Source organism: Pseudomonas sp. SWI7 (assembly GCF_006351945.1).
Classification (GTDB): Bacteria; Pseudomonadota; Gammaproteobacteria; order Pseudomonadales; family Pseudomonadaceae; genus Aquipseudomonas; species Aquipseudomonas fulva.
The window spans coordinates 1,993,470-2,011,375 of sequence record NZ_CP040930.1; the positions used below are offsets into that span (position 1 = coordinate 1,993,470).

At 61.4% G+C, this 17,906-nt stretch carries 18 protein-coding genes; 9 read left to right on the top strand and 9 right to left on the bottom strand.

The features are described 5' to 3' along the window. Positions 1-83: 83 nt before the first annotated feature. Complete coding sequence (gene prpB, locus FH041_RS09085) at positions 84-974, bottom strand: methylisocitrate lyase (RefSeq protein WP_028686938.1); 891 nt, start codon at positions 972-974, stop codon at positions 84-86. Further along, positions 971-1,687 (bottom strand): GntR family transcriptional regulator, encoded by a 717-nt coding sequence (locus FH041_RS09090; RefSeq protein WP_028686937.1) that lies wholly within the window; start codon positions 1,685-1,687, stop codon positions 971-973. Before FH041_RS09090 ends, prpB begins: the two co-directional genes overlap by 4 nt. Before the next feature lie 294 nt (positions 1,688-1,981). On the opposite strand from FH041_RS09090, the gene FH041_RS09095 reads away from it, so the two are divergent. The 5 genes from FH041_RS09095 (at position 1,982) to FH041_RS09115 (ending at position 7,359) form a co-directional block, all read left to right on the top strand. Next, positions 1,982-2,518 (top strand): ATP-dependent zinc protease, encoded by a 537-nt coding sequence (locus FH041_RS09095; protein ID WP_027914608.1) that lies wholly within the window; start codon positions 1,982-1,984, stop codon positions 2,516-2,518. 5 nt (positions 2,519-2,523) lie between these two features. Continuing rightward, the gene (locus tag FH041_RS09100) at positions 2,524-4,059 is read left to right on the top strand and encodes an inactive transglutaminase family protein (RefSeq protein ID WP_027914607.1); all 1,536 of its coding nucleotides are present in this window, start codon (positions 2,524-2,526) and stop codon (positions 4,057-4,059) included. Then, the gene (locus FH041_RS09105; RefSeq protein WP_023536214.1) at positions 4,059-5,039 is read left to right on the top strand and encodes an alpha-L-glutamate ligase-like protein; all 981 of its coding nucleotides are present in this window, start codon (positions 4,059-4,061) and stop codon (positions 5,037-5,039) included. The genes FH041_RS09100 and FH041_RS09105 overlap by 1 nt, the downstream gene beginning before the upstream one ends. 121 nt (positions 5,040-5,160) lie before the next feature. Next, on the top strand, positions 5,161-6,504 hold the full coding sequence (gene pabB / locus FH041_RS09110) for an aminodeoxychorismate synthase component I (RefSeq protein WP_088522998.1): 1,344 nt from the start codon (positions 5,161-5,163) through the stop codon (positions 6,502-6,504). 120 nt (positions 6,505-6,624) lie between these two features. Then, complete coding sequence (locus tag FH041_RS09115; protein ID WP_027914605.1) at positions 6,625-7,359, top strand: phosphoadenylyl-sulfate reductase; 735 nt, start codon at positions 6,625-6,627, stop codon at positions 7,357-7,359. Between the two features lie 53 nt (positions 7,360-7,412). Here FH041_RS09115 and cysB read toward each other — a convergent pair whose 3' ends face one another. From cysB to FH041_RS09130, 3 genes are all read right to left on the bottom strand, one after another. Continuing rightward, the gene (cysB, locus tag FH041_RS09120; protein ID WP_023536044.1) at positions 7,413-8,387 is read right to left on the bottom strand and encodes an HTH-type transcriptional regulator CysB; all 975 of its coding nucleotides are present in this window, start codon (positions 8,385-8,387) and stop codon (positions 7,413-7,415) included. 126 nt (positions 8,388-8,513) lie between these two features. After that, positions 8,514-9,011: a universal stress protein gene (locus FH041_RS09125; protein WP_104926060.1), complete on the bottom strand. Its 498-nt coding sequence runs from the start codon at positions 9,009-9,011 to the stop codon at positions 8,514-8,516. A gap of 90 nt (positions 9,012-9,101) precedes the next feature. After that, positions 9,102-10,055: a putative 2-dehydropantoate 2-reductase gene (locus FH041_RS09130; protein ID WP_110606824.1), complete on the bottom strand. Its 954-nt coding sequence runs from the start codon at positions 10,053-10,055 to the stop codon at positions 9,102-9,104. Positions 10,056-10,285: 230 nt separating this feature from the next. On the opposite strand from FH041_RS09130, the gene FH041_RS09135 reads away from it, so the two are divergent. Continuing rightward, entirely contained in the window at positions 10,286-11,362 is a 1,077-nt protein-coding gene (locus FH041_RS09135; RefSeq protein WP_027914602.1) for a 3-deoxy-7-phosphoheptulonate synthase, read from the top strand. A gap of 42 nt (positions 11,363-11,404) precedes the next feature. On the opposite strand, the gene FH041_RS09140 is transcribed toward FH041_RS09135, so the two are convergent. Beyond that, positions 11,405-11,686, bottom strand: a complete 282-nt coding sequence (locus tag FH041_RS09140) for a GNAT family N-acetyltransferase (protein ID WP_023536046.1) — start codon at positions 11,684-11,686, stop codon at positions 11,405-11,407. A gap of 501 nt (positions 11,687-12,187) precedes the next feature. Between FH041_RS09140 and oprI the strand changes: the two genes are divergently transcribed. Further along, on the top strand, positions 12,188-12,439 hold the full coding sequence (gene oprI, locus FH041_RS09145; protein WP_003259780.1) for an outer membrane lipoprotei OprI: 252 nt from the start codon (positions 12,188-12,190) through the stop codon (positions 12,437-12,439). A gap of 131 nt (positions 12,440-12,570) precedes the next feature. Here oprI and FH041_RS09150 read toward each other — a convergent pair whose 3' ends face one another. The 3 genes from FH041_RS09150 to FH041_RS09160 form a co-directional block, all read right to left on the bottom strand. Beyond that, positions 12,571-13,548, bottom strand: a complete 978-nt coding sequence (locus FH041_RS09150) for a L,D-transpeptidase family protein (protein ID WP_027914601.1) — start codon at positions 13,546-13,548, stop codon at positions 12,571-12,573. A 110-nt stretch (positions 13,549-13,658) separates the two neighbouring features. Then, on the bottom strand, positions 13,659-13,949 hold the full coding sequence (locus FH041_RS09155; protein WP_027914600.1) for a hypothetical protein: 291 nt from the start codon (positions 13,947-13,949) through the stop codon (positions 13,659-13,661). Between the two features lie 58 nt (positions 13,950-14,007). Further along, positions 14,008-14,613 carry an arylesterase gene (locus FH041_RS09160; RefSeq protein ID WP_104926058.1) on the bottom strand — a complete coding sequence of 202 codons (606 nt, stop codon included), beginning with the start codon at positions 14,611-14,613 and terminating at the stop codon, positions 14,008-14,010. A 10-nt stretch (positions 14,614-14,623) separates the two neighbouring features. Here FH041_RS09160 and FH041_RS09165 point away from each other — a divergent pair, with 10 nt between their 5' ends. After that, positions 14,624-15,310 carry an ABC transporter ATP-binding protein gene (locus tag FH041_RS09165; RefSeq protein ID WP_028686934.1) on the top strand — a complete coding sequence of 229 codons (687 nt, stop codon included), beginning with the start codon at positions 14,624-14,626 and terminating at the stop codon, positions 15,308-15,310. Next, on the top strand, positions 15,307-17,814 hold the full coding sequence (locus FH041_RS09170; RefSeq protein WP_140174449.1) for an ABC transporter permease: 2,508 nt from the start codon (positions 15,307-15,309) through the stop codon (positions 17,812-17,814). Before FH041_RS09165 ends, FH041_RS09170 begins: the two co-directional genes overlap by 4 nt. The last annotated feature ends 92 nt before the right edge of the window (positions 17,815-17,906 follow it).

Below are 17,906 nucleotides of genomic sequence, written 5' to 3' on the forward strand. Positions count from 1 at the left end.
TTCTTGAACTTGTTATGGAATGCTGGCTGGCTAACCCTTACTTACCCCTGAACCTGGGCGCTGCAGCGCGCTCAGCTGGCAGGTCAGCCTTTTTTCTGTGCAAACAATGCATCGAGATGCTGCTCGAAAGCGTGGTACCCAATGGCCTCGTAAAGCTCCATGCGTGTCTGCATGGTATCGATGACGTTCTTCTGCGTGCCGTCGCGGCGCAGGGCCGCGTAGACGTTTTCGGCAGCCTTGTTCATGGCGCGGAACGCCGACAGTGGATACAGCACCAGCGACACATCGACCGAGCCCAGTTCTTCGGTGGTGTACAAAGGGGTGGCACCGAACTCGGTGATGTTGGCCAGGATGGGAGCCTTGACCCGGTCGGCGAAGGTCTTGTACATCGCAAGTTCGGTGATGGCTTCGGGGAAAATCATGTCCGCACCGGCCTCGACACAGGCGGCCGCCCGATCCAGCGCCGCATTGAGCCCCTCGACCGCCAACGCATCGGTACGGGCCATGATCACGAAGCTGTCATCGGTGCGGGCATCGACCGCCGCCTTGATACGATCGACCATCTCCTGCTGGGTGACGATTTCCTTGTTCGGACGGTGGCCACAACGTTTGGCGCCTACCTGATCCTCGATGTGAATGGCCGCGGCGCCAAACTTGCTCATGGCGCGCACGGTACGGGCAACGTTGAAGGCCGAGGCGCCGAAACCGGTGTCCACGTCCACCAGCAATGGCAGGTCGCACACATCGGTGATGCGCCTGACGTCGGTCAGCACGTCGTCCAGGCCACTGATGCCCAGGTCAGGCAAGCCCAGCGAGCCTGCCGCCACACCGCCGCCGGACAGGTAGATGGCCTTGAAGCCGGCACGCTTGGCCAGCAAGGCGTGGTTGGCATTGATGGCGCCAACGACTTGCAGCGGGCGCTCGGCGGCCACTGCATCGCGAAAACGCTGGCCTGGGGTGCTCTTGACGGTCATTTTTCACCTCGTGTGCTGGGGGTGTGGTCGCCTTGGTAATGGCGCTCGATGTTGCGTTTGGACGCAGCGATGTGACGGCGCATCAACAGCTCGGCCAACTCGCCGTCACCCTCGGCGATCGCGTCCAGGATGCGGTGGTGCTCGGCGAAAGCTTGGCGTGGCCGATTGGGTGTGGCCGAGAACTGGATACGGTACATGCGCACCAGTTGGTACAGCTCGCCGCAGAGCATCTTGACCAAGGTCTGGTTGCCACTGCCCTGGATGATGCGATAGTGAAAATCGTAGTCACCCTCCTGCTGGTAGTAGCCTACGCCCGCCTGAAAGGCAGCATCGCGCTCATGGGTTTCCAGCACCTGGCGCAGCTCGTCGATCTCGGCCCTGCCCATGCGCTCGGCCGCCAGGCGGCAGGCCATGCCTTCGAGCGACTCGCGGATTTCATAGAGTTCGATGAGTTCGGCGTGGCTCAGTGAAACCACACGTGCGCCCACATGGGGCACACGAACCAGCAGGCGCTGGCCCTCGAGGCGGTGAATGGCTTCACGCAGCGGGCCTCGGCTGATGCCATAGGTGCGGGCAAGCTCCGGCTCGGAAATCTTGCTCCCTGGGGCTATGTCCCCCCGCACAATGGCCGCTTGAATCCGCCTGAACACATGCTCGGACAGGGTTTCCGATTCCTCGTTGCCAGTAGCGTCACTGGGTGAAAGCACCTGCATATTGTTGACACCATGCCTAAATAATTGCCATCAATCTAGCTGAACCAAATGCACCGGTCAAAACATTATCCCTGATTGTCGACAATAACCATTCCAAGAAACTAGCTTCCGATCAGGGTGTCAGATCGCGCACCGCTGGCGTCAATACGTCGGCGTGATAGAATGCCGCGCCTTCGATGGAGTATGGATAGCCCGTCTGCCCCGCCAGCATGGTGCCGGCAGATCAACGAGGAAGCTTGTGCAGCCGTTGCCAGTCGCCTTACCCCGAACCTTGCACAATACCGCGCCAGGACTATGAAACTGACACCCTTTGCTTTGCTGATTAGCCTCCTCCTGTTGCCGGCCCTGAGCCAGGCAGCCGGCAAGACCGTGTACGGTCTGAACGAATATGCTCGCCTTGGCGACCTCGACCTCGAAGTGGCGGCCAAGCTCGACACCGGGGCCAAGACTGCCTCGCTCAGCGCCCGCGACATCAAGCGTTTCAAGCGCAATGGTGAAAGCTGGGTGCGTTTCTATCTGGCCATTGACGCTGCCCATTCCCATCCCATCGAACGCCCGCTGGCGCGCGTTAGCAAGATCAAGCGCAGGGCTGGCGACTACGACGCCGAATCGGGCAAGGCCTACACCGCGCGCCCCGTCATCGAGCTGGACATCTGCATGGGCCAGGCCACGCGCACCATCGAAGTCAACCTCACCGATCGCAGCGCTTTCCAGTTCCCATTGTTGATCGGCTCGGAGGCCTTGAAGCATTTCGACGCCCTGGTCGACCCAAGCCTTAAATATGCGGCCGGCAAACCTGCCTGTGCCACCGACGCTCCCAAAGCAGAGTAATTCCGATGCGCTCTCTTACCCTCCATCTGAAAGTCCTGATCACCGTCCTGGTGTTGCTGGGCGTAGCGGTCACGGCTTATCAGATCTTCGTACTTGGCATCCCGGTGACCGAGGATGAAACGGACGATCTGTGGAACATCGATGCCAAGATCGAATTTGTGGCCAGCACCAAGGACCCGGTAAAGGTCCAGATGTTCGTGCCGCCCCTGAATCGGGATTATGTGAGCCTCAACGAAAGCTTCATCTCAAACAACTATGGTGTGAGCGTCAACCGCGCCGATGGCAACCGCAAGGTCACCTGGTCCGCTCGGCGCGCCAGCGGCAATCAGACCCTGTACTACCGGCTGGTGCTGACCAAGCGCTACAGCACTGAGAAAGCCAAGGTCAAGGGCCCGACTTTCCGCGACAGCCTTGCAGTAGAAGGCCCTGAGAAAATCGCCGCCGAAGCTTTGATGGCACCGATTCGTCAGCATTCGGCTGATGTCGAGACGTTCGTCAGCGAAACCATCAAGCGCGTCAACAACCTCAACGACGACAACGTCAAGCTGCTGCTGGCAGGCGATACCTCGCCGATGAAGAAAGCGCAGGTCATTGACCTGCTGCTGTCCATCGCTCACGTGCCGATGGAGAAGGTGCACACGATCCGCCTGGTGGCCGACACCCCGCAAACCCCGGAACTGTGGTTGCGCAGCTTCAACGGCAATGACTGGCTGTATTTCAACCCCGAAACCGGTGAGCAAGGCCTGCCCAACGATCGGCTGCTGTGGTGGACCGGGGATGACAACCTGATCACGGTCGATGGCGGCAAGCGGGCCAACGTAACCTTCAGCATGAACAACAGCGAGATGAACGCCATCCGCCTGGCCAAGCTGACGGACGAGAACACCGACGCCGACTTCCTCGAATACTCCCTGTACGGGCTGCCACTGCAGACCCAGCAGACCTTCATGATCATGGTCATGATCCCCATCGGCGTGCTGGTGATTCTGGTGCTGCGCAACCTGATCGGCATCCAGACCCTGGGCACTTTCACACCGGTCCTGATCGCCCTGGCCTTCCGCGAAACACAGCTGGGCTTCGGGATCGTGCTGTTCACCGTCATCACCGCGCTTGGGCTATCGCTGCGCTCCTACCTCGAACACCTGAAGCTGCAGATGCTGCCCCGCCTTTCGGTGGTGCTGACATTCGTCGTGGTGTTGATCGCCGCCATCAGCCTGTTCAGCCACAAACTGGGCCTTGAGCGCGGCTTGTCGGTTGCGCTGTTCCCGATGGTGATCCTGACCATGACCATCGAACGCCTGTCGATCACCTGGGAAGAACGCGGCGGCGGTCATGCCATGAAAGTGGCCATCGGCACCTTGTTCGCCGCGTCTCTGGCTCACTTGCTGATGATGGTGCCGGAGCTGGTCTACTTCGTGTTCACCTTCCCGGCCGTACTGTTGATCCTGGTGGGCTTCATGCTGGCAATGGGTCGCTACCGCGGCTACCGCCTGACCGAGCTGGTCCGCTTCAAGGCATTCCTGAAGAAGGCGGACGCCTGATGTTCGGCCTGATCAAGACGTGGAAAGCCCTGGAGGCCCGGGGCATCATGGGTATCAATCGGCGCAATGCAGACTATGTACTCAAGTACAACAAGCGCCACCTGTACCCGATCGTCGACGACAAGATCATCACCAAAGAGCGCGCGCTGGCAGCCGGCATCCACGTGCCGGAAATGTACGGTGTCATCGAGACTGAAAAGCAGATCGAGAAGCTCGACGAGATCATCGGCGGGCGCAGCGACTTCGTGATCAAGCCAGCTCAGGGTGCCGGGGGTGATGGCATCATGGTCATCGCCGACCGTTTCGAAGACCGCTATCGGACGGTGTCCGGCAAGATCATCAGCCATGAAGAAATCGAGCACCAGATTTCCAGCATCCTCACCGGGCTGTACTCGCTCGGCGGCCATCGCGACCGCGCCCTGATCGAGTACAGGGTCACCCCGGACCAGATCTTCAAGAGCATCAGCTATGAAGGCGTGCCGGACATCCGCATCATCGTCCTGATGGGCTACCCGGTCATGGCCATGCTGCGCTTGCCCACGCGCCAGTCCGGCGGCAAGGCCAACCTGCACCAAGGCGCCATCGGCGTAGGCGTGGACCTGGCCACGGGTGTGACGCTGCGAGGTACCTGGCTGAACAACATCATCAGCAAGCACCCCGATACCACCAACGCAGTGGACGGCGTGCAGCTGCCGACTTGGGACGGGTTCATGAAGCTGGCAGCCGGCTGCTATGAGCTGTGCGGCCTGGGCTACATTGGCGTGGACATGGTGCTGGATCAGGAGAAAGGCCCACTGATCCTCGAGCTCAACGCGCGTCCAGGGCTGAACATCCAGATCGCCAACGATTGCGGCCTGACGCAACGCACCCATGCGATCGAGGCGCACCTTGAGGCACTGGCCAAAGAGGGTGTGACCGAAGACGCCGAGCAACGCGTGCGCGTGGCCCAAGGGCTATTCGGCCACAGGCCCGGCCACTGAGAAACGGGGCTGGTCACCCGCCCCGGCAAGATGAAGATGGCGAATGTCGCCCTGACGCTAGGCGCAATGCCTGCGCCGGACTACAATCGCCGTCCTCGCTTTTACATCGCCGTCCCTACTGATGCCGACCTGTACGCTGTACGCCCTGCCCTACCAGCCCGACCCGGCTGCCTACTTTTCCTGCCTGCGTGACGCGCCGGGTGCCATTTTGCTCGACAGCGCTCGCCCCGGCGCAGAGCGCGGCCGCTTCGACCTGATAAGCGCGTGGCCCGTGCAGCACCTGCAGGTGCTGGCGGACGAAACGGGGCGCGCCTTCCTGCAACGGTTGCGCGATGCGCTGGCTGCCTTGGGACCTGCACAGCTGCCAGCAGAGAGCGAGCTGCCGTTTGCCGGTGGGTTGATCGGTTACCTGAGCTACGATTTTGGTCGTCGGCTTGAACACCTGCCGACCCAAGCGGTGGACGACCTCGGCCTGCCGGATGCCCAACTGGGCGTGTACGCGTGGGCGCTGGCGACCGATCACGCGACCCGTACTAGCCAACTGGTGTTCCATCCAAGCCTGGGCAGTGAAGAGCGTGAGCGACTGGTGCACCTGTTCGAGGAATGCGAGCCTACGGCCAATGGGGCTTTCAAGCTGCTCGCGCCGATGACCGGTGACCTTGCGCCCGAGCAGTACCATGCAGCCTTCGAGCAGGTTCAACGCTACATCCAGGCAGGTGACTGCTACCAGATCAACCTGACCCAACGGTTTCGCGCTGCTTGCCAAGGCGATCCCTGGCGAGCTTATCAAGCGCTTCGCCAGGCGTGCCCAACACCGTTTTCCGGGTTCCAGCAATTGGCAGATGGCAGCGCCTTGTTGAGCTTCTCGCCTGAGCGTTTCATCCGCGTCAGCAAGGGGCATGTGGAAACCCGTCCGATCAAGGGCACCCGTGCGCGGGGCCTGGATGCTGCCGAGGACGCGCGCAATGCCGAGCAGCTACGGCAAAGCCCCAAGGACCGGTCGGAAAACCTGATGATCGTGGACTTGTTGCGCAATGACCTGGGCCGTACGTGCGAGATTGGCTCTGTCAAAGTGCCTGAGTTGTTCAGCCTGGAAACCTACCCCAATGTGCACCACCTGGTCAGCAGCGTGACGGGGACGCTGGCGGCTGACAAGGACGCACTGGACCTGATCGGCGACAGCTTCCCTGGTGGCTCGATCACCGGCGCGCCCAAGATCCGCGCGATGCAAATCATCGATGAGCTTGAACCCACTCGCAGAGCGCTCTACTGCGGATCGCTGCTGTATGTCGATGTCCGCGGCGAGATGGACAGTTCTATCGCCATCCGCAGCCTGTTGATCAAGGACGGCCAGGTCAGTTGCTGGGGCGGTGGCGCCGTGGTGGCCGACTCTGAATGGCAGGCCGAGTACGAGGAGTCGATTGCCAAGGTGCGGGTGCTGATGCAGACCTTGCAGGCGATCTAAGGCGGTTTTACCCCGTCAACCGCTGGACGCACCTCGGCGCGCCCGCAACCAGGGTAGGTTTTTTGTTACCATTGCCTCACTACGAGCGCCCAGCGCCACAGCCAAGATGGAAACCGCCTGATGAGCCAACCTTTCGACGTCGCTGCCCTGGCAGCGGCTTATGCGGACAAATCCCCACAGGACATTCTAAAGCTCGCCTTTGAGCATTTCGGCGACGACCTGTGGATCTCCTTCAGTGGTGCCGAAGATGTGGTGCTGGTGGACATGGCCTGGAAGCTGAACAAGCAGGTCAAGGTCTTCAGCCTCGACACCGGACGGTTGCATCCAGAGACCTATCGCTTCATCGAGCAGGTGCGCGAGCATTACAACTTGCCCATCGAAATCCTGAGCCCCGACCGCAGCAAGCTCGACCCTTTCGTCAAAGACAAAGGCCTGTTCAGCTTCTACCGTGACGGGCACGGCGAGTGCTGCGGCATACGCAAGATCGAGCCCCTGCGCCGCAAGCTTGCGACCGTCAGCGCCTGGGCGACGGGGCAGCGCCGTGACCAGAGCCCAGGGACGCGCAGCCAGGTGGCAGCCCTTGAGGTCGACACAGGCTTCTCCACCCCGGAGCGCACGCTCTACAAGTTCAACCCCCTCGCGCAGATGACCAGCGAAGAAGTATGGGGCTACATCCGCATGCTTGAGCTGCCCTACAACAGCCTGCATGAGCGCGGTTTCATCAGCATCGGCTGCGAGCCCTGCACGCGCCCTGTGCTACCCAATCAGCACGAGCGCGAAGGCCGCTGGTGGTGGGAGGAATCGACCCAGAAGGAATGCGGCTTGCACGCCGGCAATCTGATTACCAAGGCTTGAAACGCGGGCGGCATCAGTAAAAAGGGCCGCTTGACGGCCCTGGCATCCAAGCATCAGTGCACCGGTAGCTCGACACCTTCGAACAGGGCCTCAAGCTCCTGCTTGTTGTGACACTGAATGGCCTTGGCCATCACTTCACGGGTCAGGTGCGGCGCAAACTTCTCGATGAAGTCGCACATGAACCCACGCAGGAAAGTGCCACGCCGGAAGCCGATCTTGGTAATACTGGCCTCGAACAGTTCGCTGGCGTCCAGGGCCACCAGATCACCGTCCAGCTTGGCGTCGACCGCCATGCCCGCAACGATACCCACGCCCAGACCGAGACGGACATACGTCTTGATCACGTCCGCGTCCGCCGCCGTGAACACCACCTTGGGCGTCAAGCCACGGTTGCTGAAGGCTTCATCCAGCTTGGAGCGCCCGGTAAAGCCGAACACATAGGTAACGATGGGGTACTCGGCCACCGCTTCAAGGGTCAGCTTGGGCAGCTTCGCCAATGGGTGGCCCTGTGGAACTACCACGCAACGGTTCCACTTGTAGCACGGCATCATGATCAGGTCGCCGAACAGCTCGAGCGCTTCTGTGGCGATGGCGAAATCCACCGTACCGTCGGCGGCCATCTCGGCGATCTGCATCGGGGAGCCCTGATGCATGTGCAGGGACACTTCCGGGTACTGCTTGATGAAGCCACTGATCACCGGAGGCAAGGCGTAGCGAGCCTGGGTATGAGTAGTGGCGATGGAGAGCGTGCCCTTCTTCTCGTTGGAGAACTCCTGGGCGATCTGCTTGATACTTTCGACCTTGCGCAGGATCTCGCCAGCGGTGTTGATGATGCGCTCTCCAGCCGGGGTGACACGCGTCAGATGCTTGCCGCTGCGAGCAAATACCTCGACGCCCAGTTCGTCTTCGAGCAGGCGAATCTGCTTGCTGATCCCCGGCTGCGAGGTATACAGGCTTTGCGCTGTCGCGGAGACGTTGAGGTCATGGTGCGCTACTTCCCAGATGTAGCGCAGTTGTTGAAGCTTCATAGGTTTCCCTCAGTTCAGCATGGGTCAGCGGCAGCGGGCAGCGACGATATATAACTATATTAGTGGTAATCGCAATAAATCTAGAACTATTTTGTTACACAGCTTGGAATATGCCTACAGCGTAATTCAGGCCTTCCTACGACCTAAATGCTGTGCCAAAGGGACCATGTAGACCGGCACCGGCGAAAGCTGTAGCAGTCTGACCGCGGTCCTACCCAAGGGCACGTCCACGCCGGCCCCGGCGCTGTGGCTGCCGAAGACAAGCAAGTCGGCGCTCAGACGCTGCGCCTGATCCAGGATCACTTGCGCAGGGTCGCCCTGGCGTACGCGTACCGCCTTGAGCACTGCCAGATCGGCTTGCTCCCCCAGCTCTTCTCGAAAATTTTCCAGTACACGCTGCTCGATGTTGGCCATTACCGTGCCTACGCCCTGGCTGTGCAGCTGATCAAGGGTGTGTTCATCCAGGTAACTTTGCAGGAGGGATTCAGCAAACTGGCCCATCGGTTCGACCGCATGAATCACGTACAACTCGGCACCGAATGTGCGCGCCAACGCAAGCGCATGCTGCATCACGAATGGCGCATAGACGCCGAGGTCTGTGGCGTACAGCAGAGAGCGGATCATTCGACCTCCTCGACTGCCATGGCGGCAGGGCAAGCTTGAGCTTAGCAGCGCATCAGCGCCTCGCTTGCCCAGGCTGATGCATGACTGCGCCTAGCGCATGGTCCCTTCACTGCGTTTACCGAGGTACGTCAGCGACTGGTACAACATCTCCATGCGGGGCAAATGGCAACCTGCCGCCTGGACGCGGGCCAGAGGTGCTGCATAGATGGCTTCTATTTCGAGCGGCCGATGGTGAACATGGTCGTGGTACATGCTGGGCCAGTAATCCGGCATGCGCTCGGTCATGCTCAGCAGCTGCTGGGCGTAGCCTGCGGGCATGGCATGACCACAAGTGGCGGCGCCCCCTATCACCTCCTCCATCAAGGCTTGCACCAGCGTGCGAGCATGGCTGTCGCCCAGCAGCTGGGCCGTGCTGGCATCGAGCAGCACTGACAAGCCGTTGAATGGGACGTTCCAGACCAGCTTCTGCCACCGTGCGCCAGCCAGATCAGGCATGCCGACGGCATTCACCCCCGCAGCCTGGAACAATGAAACCCCCTGCTCCACCAGGCGGCGTCCGCCATCGCTACTGGGGCCGCTGTGGTAACCCAGGTTCACGGTGCCTAACGCCTGATGGCGAATCACGCCGGGCGCCTGGCGGTCGGCGCAGACGAAGCACAACCCGCCAAGCAAGTGCATGTCAGCACGAAGCAACGGGCGCAGTTGCGCTTCGACATCCAGTCCGTTCTGCAGCAGGACCACGTTCGCATCCGGTGCAGCGGCCTGCACGATCAGCGGTGCCAGTTGAGGGTTGCCAGTGGCTTTGGCACCTATCAATAGCCAATCGCACGGCGGCATTTGCGCGGCGTCGGCGTAGCAATTCACGTTGCCATGCAGCTGCCCATGGACAGCACTGTGTACGGTCAGCCCATGCTGACGGACCGCTTCGTACTCGCTTCTGAGCAAAAAGTGCACATCGAAGCCGGCCTTTGCCAGCAACAGCCCGTAAAAGCCGCCTATGGCGCCACTGCCGATGATGCCAATCCGGGGGTTGCGCGCGCGCATGCGGTTCTCCTTCTCATGTCAGGCTGTTTTCACACCGGTCAAGCACCTTCGCGCAGGTCAATGTTCGCTGTCCACCCCGCCACCCGGAAAAACCCCGTCTGCGCGGGGCAATGCCCATTGTGGCGCAAACGCTAACGCGCTAAGGTTCGGCTCCCCGCTGCGATTATTCTTGCTGCTGGGCCGCACGGGGATAGCTGGCGGCCGGCACCCGTGACCTGACGAGTAACACGATGGCTGATTTACCGATCGATGACTTGAACGTTGCATCCAACGAGACGCTGATCACCCCCGACCAGCTCAAGAAGGAAATTCCCCTTAGCGCCCAGGCCCTGCAGACCGTGACTGCTGGCCGTGACGTGGTGCGCAATATTCTCGATGGCAAGGATCACCGCCTGTTCGTCGTGGTCGGCCCTTGCTCCATCCACGACATCAAGGCCGCGCATGAGTACGCAGAGCGCCTTAAGGCCCTGGCCGAAGAAGTGTCGGACACGTTGTACCTGGTCATGCGTGTATATTTCGAGAAGCCGCGTACCACTGTGGGCTGGAAAGGCCTGATCAACGACCCCTATCTGGACGACTCCTTCAAGATTCAGGATGGCTTGCACATCGGTCGCAAGCTGCTGCTGGACCTCGCCGAAATGGGGCTGCCCACAGCCACTGAGGCACTGGACCCGATTTCCCCTCAATACCTGCAGGACCTGATCAGCTGGTCAGCCATCGGTGCACGTACCACCGAGTCGCAGACCCATCGCGAAATGGCCTCTGGCCTGTCGTCGGCTGTCGGCTTCAAGAACGGTACCGACGGTGGCTTGACCGTCGCCATCAACGCCCTGCAGTCGGTGTCCAAGCCGCACAGGTTCCTTGGGATCAACCAGGAAGGTGGCGTTTCCATCGTGACCACCAAGGGCAACCCCTACGGGCATGTCGTGCTTCGCGGCGGCAACGGTAAACCCAATTACGACTCGGTCAGTGTCGCCCTGTGCGAACAGGACCTGGCCAAGGCCAAGATCAAGGCCAACATCATGGTCGACTGCAGCCATGCCAACTCCAACAAGGATCCGGCATTGCAACCGCTGGTGATGGAAAACGTAGCGAACCAGATTCTGGAGGGCAACCAATCGATTATCGGGTTGATGGTCGAGAGCCATCTGAACTGGGGCTGCCAGTCCATTCCCAAGGACTTGTCGCAGTTGCAGTACGGCGTCTCCGTGACGGACGCCTGCATCGACTGGTCAGCGACTGAGAAGACGTTGCGCAGCATGCGCACGAAGTTGAAGGACGTACTGCCTCAGCGCAATCGCGCCTGAGACCTCAAGGGGCCATCCAGGCCCCGTTGCCCGAAGCAGTGGTCACACCTTGCTGGCGTGACGCTGCTGACGCTCCATGTAACGTTCCACGTACGAGCACGAGGGTATCACCGTGTAGCCCATCTGCTCGGCATACTGCAGCGCGCGCTCGGTCAGGGCAGCGGCGATCCCACGTCCACGCAAGGCGTTGGGTACGAACGTGCGGTAGATGTCCAGCGTCTGCTTACCCAAGTCCATGTAGGTGAGGTAGGCACGATGACCGTCCACGTTGGTCTCGAACTGATGACCCGCCTGGTCATGGTGGATGGTCAGCGCTTCGCTCATCACTACTCCTTGCGGGCCTTTCCGGCAGACCCTTAGCCTGATCGATGGTCAATACCCGGCACACTTGGCACATGCATCATCTATTGCGCGTTGGACCGCTGGACGTCTGCGTTCGTTCGGGCTTTCTGTAAACCCACATACTAGGCGCATACCCGTGGATTGCTCAAGTGAAGCGCTTTGAATGAATGCAAGCTACCAACCGCTTACGCTGTTAAGTGTGACGTTAGCTTTGCCGACAAATGATGTACGACTAAGACGCACAAAGACAGTAGAAGTCACCCTTAGTTCAACACGAAAGTTGCCGTTAGTGTCGTGTTGCACCGCTGCCTCGGGGCTGGGAGCCACTGGCCAGTGTGGGCGCAGACACTGCGCACTGTTTTTTTTTGCAGTTCTTGCGTTCAGTCAGTTTACTTACTACAAGTAATGGGTACTATGTACGCCGGCCAGTTTCTCTTTTCTGAGAGATGGCTCATTAATAGAAAGTCCTTGAAGGGGAACACGATGAACAACGTTCTGAAATTCTCTGCTCTGGCTCTGGCCGCAGTTCTGGCTACCGGTTGCAGCAGCGTCTCCAAAGAAACCGAAGCTCGCCTGACTGCAACCGAAGACGCAGCAGCCCGCGCACAAGCTCGTGCCGATGAAGCCTACCGCAAGGCTGACGACGCACTGGCAGCCGCTCAGAAAGCTCAGCAGACCGCTGACGAAGCCAATGAGCGCGCACTGCGCATGCTGGACAAAGCCAGCCGCAAATAATAGTCCTTCGGGGCTGTTATCAAGCCGACCCCCTTGGGGGTCGGCTTTTTTTTGGTTTCGAAATCGCACGTTGGCGCGATGCGCCGCCCAAGACGCCTGGTGCGCCTTGGCAACGCCGTTCGCACAGCGGGTTACTGCATCTCCTCTGGAAGCGTCGAGACCATGGGTGTGGCGCCCTGATTGTCGACGGGCACGGCAATCTCCACCGGCATACCGTCTTCAGCAGCCACGACATCGCGGACCATGTCCCAGTTCATGCGCAGGTTATTGGCCAGGTCTTCGCGCTTGAGCAACGCGTTGATGACCGCCGTATGCTTGTCGACCACCGACGGATTGCCCTGATCATCCAGCGGCGTATGGGCTTCGAGGTATACCTTGCCCCCGCTCAACCCGAACTTGTACGGTTCGTTGATGATGCGAACCGGCGTACCCACTGGCACCATGCCCGACAGTTCCAGCACATTGTTGTTGAGCATGCGGAAGCAGCCATGGCTGGTACGCATGCCAATCCCGAATTTCTTGTTTGAGCCGTGGATCAGATAACCTGGTACGCCCAGGGTGAACTTGAAGGGCCCGAGCGGGTTGTCCGGGCCGGCCGGAACCACGGCAGGCAAGATGTCGCCATCGGCCGCATGTTCGGCCCGAATCGACGCCGGCGGCGTCCAGGTAGGGTTTGGCGTCTTGGCGATGATCTTGGTATTGGCAATTGGCGAGCCCCAGCCTTCGCGACCGATCCCCAGCGGGAAGGTGTGCACGACATTCTCGCCCTTGGGGTAATAATACAAGCGGTATTCGGCAAGGTTGATGACGATACCTTCGCGAGGGCCCGGTGGCAGGATGTAGCGCGTGGGCAAGATGATTTCGGTGCCGGCGCCAGGCAGCCAGGGATCGACGCCCGGGTTGGCGGCGATCATCTCCAGATAGCCCAGATCATTGGCCGTACCGATATCGGCGAATGTATCCTCGTACTTGGCCTTGATCACATGCACCTGACCGACGATGTCGTCCCCAGGTGGCGGCAGTGGCAACTCCAGTGCGACAGTGGGCCCCGCTACCAGCAAGGCGGCCAGGGACAGGCTACGAGTGACGGCGGGAAAGCGCGGCAACATCCGGTAAATCCTTTGGAAGGTGGGACGAAAGCCATGATTGTACACCCCCGCCCCAAGCAGCGGGAGGCACCCGGAGCCCGACACGGTTACAGATGATGAAAGGTGCGCGCCTAGACTGCCTGCAGCTGGGGCCAGATCGGCCGCATGCCCCGCCGTTGCGCGTCCAGAATGGCACGGCACAGCTCGCACAGTCGGGTATCGCGATAGATGGTGCGTGGTACGCCGGACCAGCGAGGGTGCGCGGGCAATAAACCCCCGCACAATGTTCTATCTACCGGCACGCCGAGTTCGAGCTGCCGCGCGACCAGGTGAACGCGACTTTCCTGGCAGGCGAACAGGTCAAGCTGTTCGTCGGGCTCGATCAATTGGTAGGCGAAAAGGGACCAGGCAGGGCGCGGCATCGGGGGTACTCGGAACGGGGGGCGCAACATTAGCCCAAACCCGCCCCCGTTTAAAGCGTCAGAGCAACGGTTTAAGCACCGGCCAGGCATTTTCCAGCAGCCGCTGCTGGGCGCCCTGGGCGGGATGGATGCCGTCGGCCTGCATCAACTCAGGAACGCCCCCTACCCCTTCCAGGAAAAACGGCACCAGGGCCACCTGCTTTTCCTTGGCCAGCTCCTCGTACACCTTGGCAAAGGCCGTGGTATAGCGAACACCATAGTTGGGAGGCAGCTGCATGCCCAACAGCAGCACCTTGGCACCTGCCTGGCGCGACTGATCGACCATTGAGGCAAGGTTTTGTCGCAATTGCGCTGGCGGCTGCCCGCGCAACCCATCGTTGCCTCCCAACTCCAGCACCACCACCGCCGGCTTGTGCGCCGCCAGCAACGCAGGCAGCCGCGCTTGCCCGCCGGCGCTGGTGTCGCCACTGATCGACGCGTTGACCACTTTGTCGTCGAAACCTTCCTGGCGCAGGCGGGTCTGCAACAAGGATGCCCACCCGTAGCGGGTATCCAGGCCAAAACCTGCGCTGATACTATCACCGACAATCAGCACCGTTCCCGCAGTCGCGCTCTGGGCCAGGCAATACAGGGCCAGGCCGGCACTCATCAACCACATTCGCATCGGATTCTCCATGGGCCCCAGCATGCTCGTTGCGCAGCACCTTAGCAAAGTGGTCACCAGCGCGGAAGGTGAACTCACCATCCTGCACCCCCTATCGCTGGAGCTGGCCGCGGGGGACAGCCTTGCCATCGTCGGCGCCTCAGGTTCAGGCAAGTCGACCCTGCTTGGGCTGCTGGCCGGGCTTGATCAGCCCAGCGAAGGTTCGGTGACGCTCGCCGGGCACGACCTTGGCGCGCTCGATGAGGACCAGCGGGCGCGCATCCGGGCCGAGCACGTGGGCTTCGTGTTCCAGTCGTTCCAGTTGCTCGACAGCCTCAATGCACTGGAAAACGTGATGTTGCCGCTGGAACTGCATGGCCGCGCAGACGCGCGCGATCACGCGCGCGCTTTGCTCGAACGCGTAGGCCTAGGGCAACGGCTGAGCCATACGCCGCGGCAACTGTCGGGCGGTGAGCAACAGCGGGTGGCCCTAGCCCGAGCCTTCGCCGCTCAGCCCGCCGTGCTGTTTGCCGACGAACCGACGGGCAACCTCGACAGCCACACGGGCGAGCGTATCAGCGACCTGCTGTTCGAGTTGAATCAGGAGCGCGGAACCACGTTGGTCCTGGTAACCCACGACGAGCGACTGGCGCACCGTTGTCACCGTCATATCCGCCTGGACGCGGGCCAGCTGGTCAGCCCCCTGGAGGCCGGATGAAGGGCATGCCGGCGTCGCGCCTGCTGGGGCTGGCCTGGCGGCAGCTGCTGCGTGATCTCAGGGCCAGTGAAGTTCGGGTGTTGTTCTTCTCGCTCCTGGTCGCCGTAGCGGCCAGTACTGCCATCGGGTATTTTGGCGCACGGCTCAACGGTGCCATGCAATTGCGCGCCAGTGAGTTTCTGGGCGCCGACCTGGTGCTGCAAGGCAGCGCCCCAGCGGCGGCGTCACAAATTACGGTAGGCGAGGCCTTGGGGCTGCATCACGCCCAAGTGGTCGAATTCACCAGCGTGGTCGGCGCAGATAACGGTATCCAGCTCGCGGGGGTAAAGGCCGCCGATAACGCCTATCCACTGCGTGGCCAGGTGCGCAGCGCCGCCGAGCCTTATGCCGAGGAAAACCCAGGCGGCGGGCCGGCAGCCGGCGAGGTGTGGGTAGAACCCCGGCTGCTGGCGGCATTGGGCATGAACATCGGCGACAGCATCGATGTGGGCATGAAGACCCTGCGCATGAGCCGCGTGCTGACCTATGAACCGGATCGGGCGAACAACTTCTACAGCCTGACCCCACGGGTGATGATGAACCTGGCGGACCTGCCGGCGACCGGTGTGATACAACCCGGCAGCCGCGTGACTTACCGTGACCTGTGGAGCGGCCCTGCCGCGGCATTGGCGCAATACCGTGCCAGCGTCGATAACACGCTTTCGGCCAGCCAGCGGTTGCGCGACACCCGCGATGGCAACCAGCAAATCGGCGGCGCACTGGGCAAAGCCGAGCGCTACCTGAACCTTGCCAGCCTCGTTGCAGTATTGCTGGCCGGTGTCGCCGTGGCGCTGTCTGCCAGCCGCTATGCCGCCAGGCGCCTGGACGCCAGCGCCCTGCTTCGTTGCCTGGGACTGTCGCGGCGCCAGGCACTGCTCCTGTACAGTTTGCAGCTGGCCATGCTCGGGTTTGCAGCGGCGATCGTGGGGGCCGCAGTAGGCTGGCTCGCGCAGCTGGGTTTGTTCGAGCTGTTGCACGGATTACTGCCCAGCGACGTACCGCCAGGCAGCCTGTGGCCGGCCTTGGCTGGAATCGCCACGGGCCTGGTCGCGCTGACAGGCTTTGCCCTGCCGCCGATTGCAGCTTTGGGTAAAGTGCCCCCGTTGCGGGTGTTGCGTCGTGACTTGCTCCCTGTCCCTCCCAGCAGCTGGCTGGTCTACGGTGCAGCCTTGTTCGCCCTGGGTCTTATCATGTGGCGGCTAAGCCTTGACCTGCTGCTGACCTTCGCACTCCTGGCAGGTGGCCTGGCGGCGGCCCTGGTCCTGGGCGGGTTGCTGTGGCTGGGTTTGCGCAGCCTGCGTCGGCTCCTGTCAGGGGCGCCGTTGGCCTGGCGGCTAGGGCTGGGCCAGCTGCTTCGCCACCCCACGGCCGCCGCTGGGCAGGCCCTGGCCTTCGGGCTGATCCTGCTGGCCATGGGCCTGGTCGCGCTGCTGCGTGCAGAGCTGCTCGACACCTGGCAGGCACAGCTGCCTGAAGACGCCCCGAATTATTTCGCACTCAATATTCTGCCTGACGATCAGGATCGCTTCGCCCAACAGCTCAAACAGATCAACGCCGCTGCTGCTCCTCTGTACCCGGTCACCCCGGGGCGGCTGATCGAGATCAACCAGCAGCCCGTTCAACAGATCGTCACGAAGGACTCCGCAGGCGAACGCGCCGTGCAACGTGACCTGAGCCTGACGTGGGCGGCGCAGTTGCCTGACGGCAACCAATTGACCGGTGGCCATTGGTGGCAAGGGTCACCAACCGATGTCGAGGTACCTGGCGTATCGGTAGAGGCCCAGCTCGCCGAAAGTCTTCAGCTGAAGTTGGGCGACACACTCACGTTCGATATTGGTGGCCAGCAACGTCAGGCCAAGGTGATCAGTCTGCGCAGCGTGCATTGGGACAGCTTCCAGCCCAACTTCTACATGATCTTCCAACCCGGCACTTTGCAAGGGCTGCCTACGACCTATCTGACGAGTTTTTACCTCTCCCCCGGGCATGATCAGGAGATCGTCGCCCTGTCACGCGCATTTCCTGCGGTGACCATCCTCCAGGTCGATGCATTGCTCGCCCAATTGCGCAGCATACTTGCCCAGGTCACGCTGGCAGTAGAGTATGTGCTGCTGTTCGTACTGGCCGCGGGATTGGCCGTTTTGTTCGCAGGCCTTCAAGCCACCTTGGATGAGCGCATTCGCCAAGGTGCGCTCTTGCGTGCCCTGGGAGCCCAACGCCAGTTGCTGGTCAAGACACGGCGCATCGAATTCGGCTTGCTGGGGGCTTTGAGCGGTTTGCTGGCGGCGCTAGGGTGCGAGCTGATTACCTTGGTGTTGTATCACTACGCTTTCGCACTGCCCTGGAGCCCGCACCCGTGGTTGCTGCTCATGCCCGTCGCAGGCGCGCTGTTGGTAGGCTGCGCGGGTGTGCTCGGCACTCGCCGCGCACTTGATGCCTCACCGCTCACCGTCCTGCGTGAAGGGTGAGGCCAAGGCGGCCCTGCGTGACTCGGGACCGTCTTGCCGACGTGCCAGGCTTACGGCGAGCAGCTGCCCAGGCCGTGCTTCTCCAAATACCG

Coding starts and splice junctions, on each gene's coding strand:
- pabB (WP_088522998.1), top strand. CDS start 5,161: ATGCCGACCTGTACGCTGTACGCCCTGCCCTACCAGCCCGACCCGGCT.
- cysB (WP_023536044.1), bottom strand. CDS start 8,387: ATGAAGCTTCAACAACTGCGCTACATCTGGGAAGTAGCGCACCATGAC.
- FH041_RS09095 (WP_027914608.1), top strand. CDS start 1,982: ATGAAACTGACACCCTTTGCTTTGCTGATTAGCCTCCTCCTGTTGCCG.
- oprI (WP_003259780.1), top strand. CDS start 12,188: ATGAACAACGTTCTGAAATTCTCTGCTCTGGCTCTGGCCGCAGTTCTG.
- FH041_RS09130 (WP_110606824.1), bottom strand. CDS start 10,055: ATGCGCGCGCGCAACCCCCGGATTGGCATCATCGGCAGTGGCGCCATA.
- prpB (WP_028686938.1), bottom strand. CDS start 974: ATGACCGTCAAGAGCACCCCAGGCCAGCGTTTTCGCGATGCAGTGGCC.
- FH041_RS09155 (WP_027914600.1), bottom strand. CDS start 13,949: ATGCCGCGCCCTGCCTGGTCCCTTTTCGCCTACCAATTGATCGAGCCC.
- FH041_RS09150 (WP_027914601.1), bottom strand. CDS start 13,548: ATGTTGCCGCGCTTTCCCGCCGTCACTCGTAGCCTGTCCCTGGCCGCC.
- FH041_RS09160 (WP_104926058.1), bottom strand. CDS start 14,613: ATGCGAATGTGGTTGATGAGTGCCGGCCTGGCCCTGTATTGCCTGGCC.
- FH041_RS09125 (WP_104926060.1), bottom strand. CDS start 9,011: ATGATCCGCTCTCTGCTGTACGCCACAGACCTCGGCGTCTATGCGCCA.
- FH041_RS09170 (WP_140174449.1), top strand. CDS start 15,307: ATGAAGGGCATGCCGGCGTCGCGCCTGCTGGGGCTGGCCTGGCGGCAG.
- FH041_RS09105 (WP_023536214.1), top strand. CDS start 4,059: ATGTTCGGCCTGATCAAGACGTGGAAAGCCCTGGAGGCCCGGGGCATC.
- FH041_RS09115 (WP_027914605.1), top strand. CDS start 6,625: ATGAGCCAACCTTTCGACGTCGCTGCCCTGGCAGCGGCTTATGCGGAC.
- FH041_RS09135 (WP_027914602.1), top strand. CDS start 10,286: ATGGCTGATTTACCGATCGATGACTTGAACGTTGCATCCAACGAGACG.
- FH041_RS09140 (WP_023536046.1), bottom strand. CDS start 11,686: ATGAGCGAAGCGCTGACCATCCACCATGACCAGGCGGGTCATCAGTTC.
- FH041_RS09100 (WP_027914607.1), top strand. CDS start 2,524: ATGCGCTCTCTTACCCTCCATCTGAAAGTCCTGATCACCGTCCTGGTG.
- FH041_RS09090 (WP_028686937.1), bottom strand. CDS start 1,687: ATGCAGGTGCTTTCACCCAGTGACGCTACTGGCAACGAGGAATCGGAA.
- FH041_RS09165 (WP_028686934.1), top strand. CDS start 14,624: ATGGGCCCCAGCATGCTCGTTGCGCAGCACCTTAGCAAAGTGGTCACC.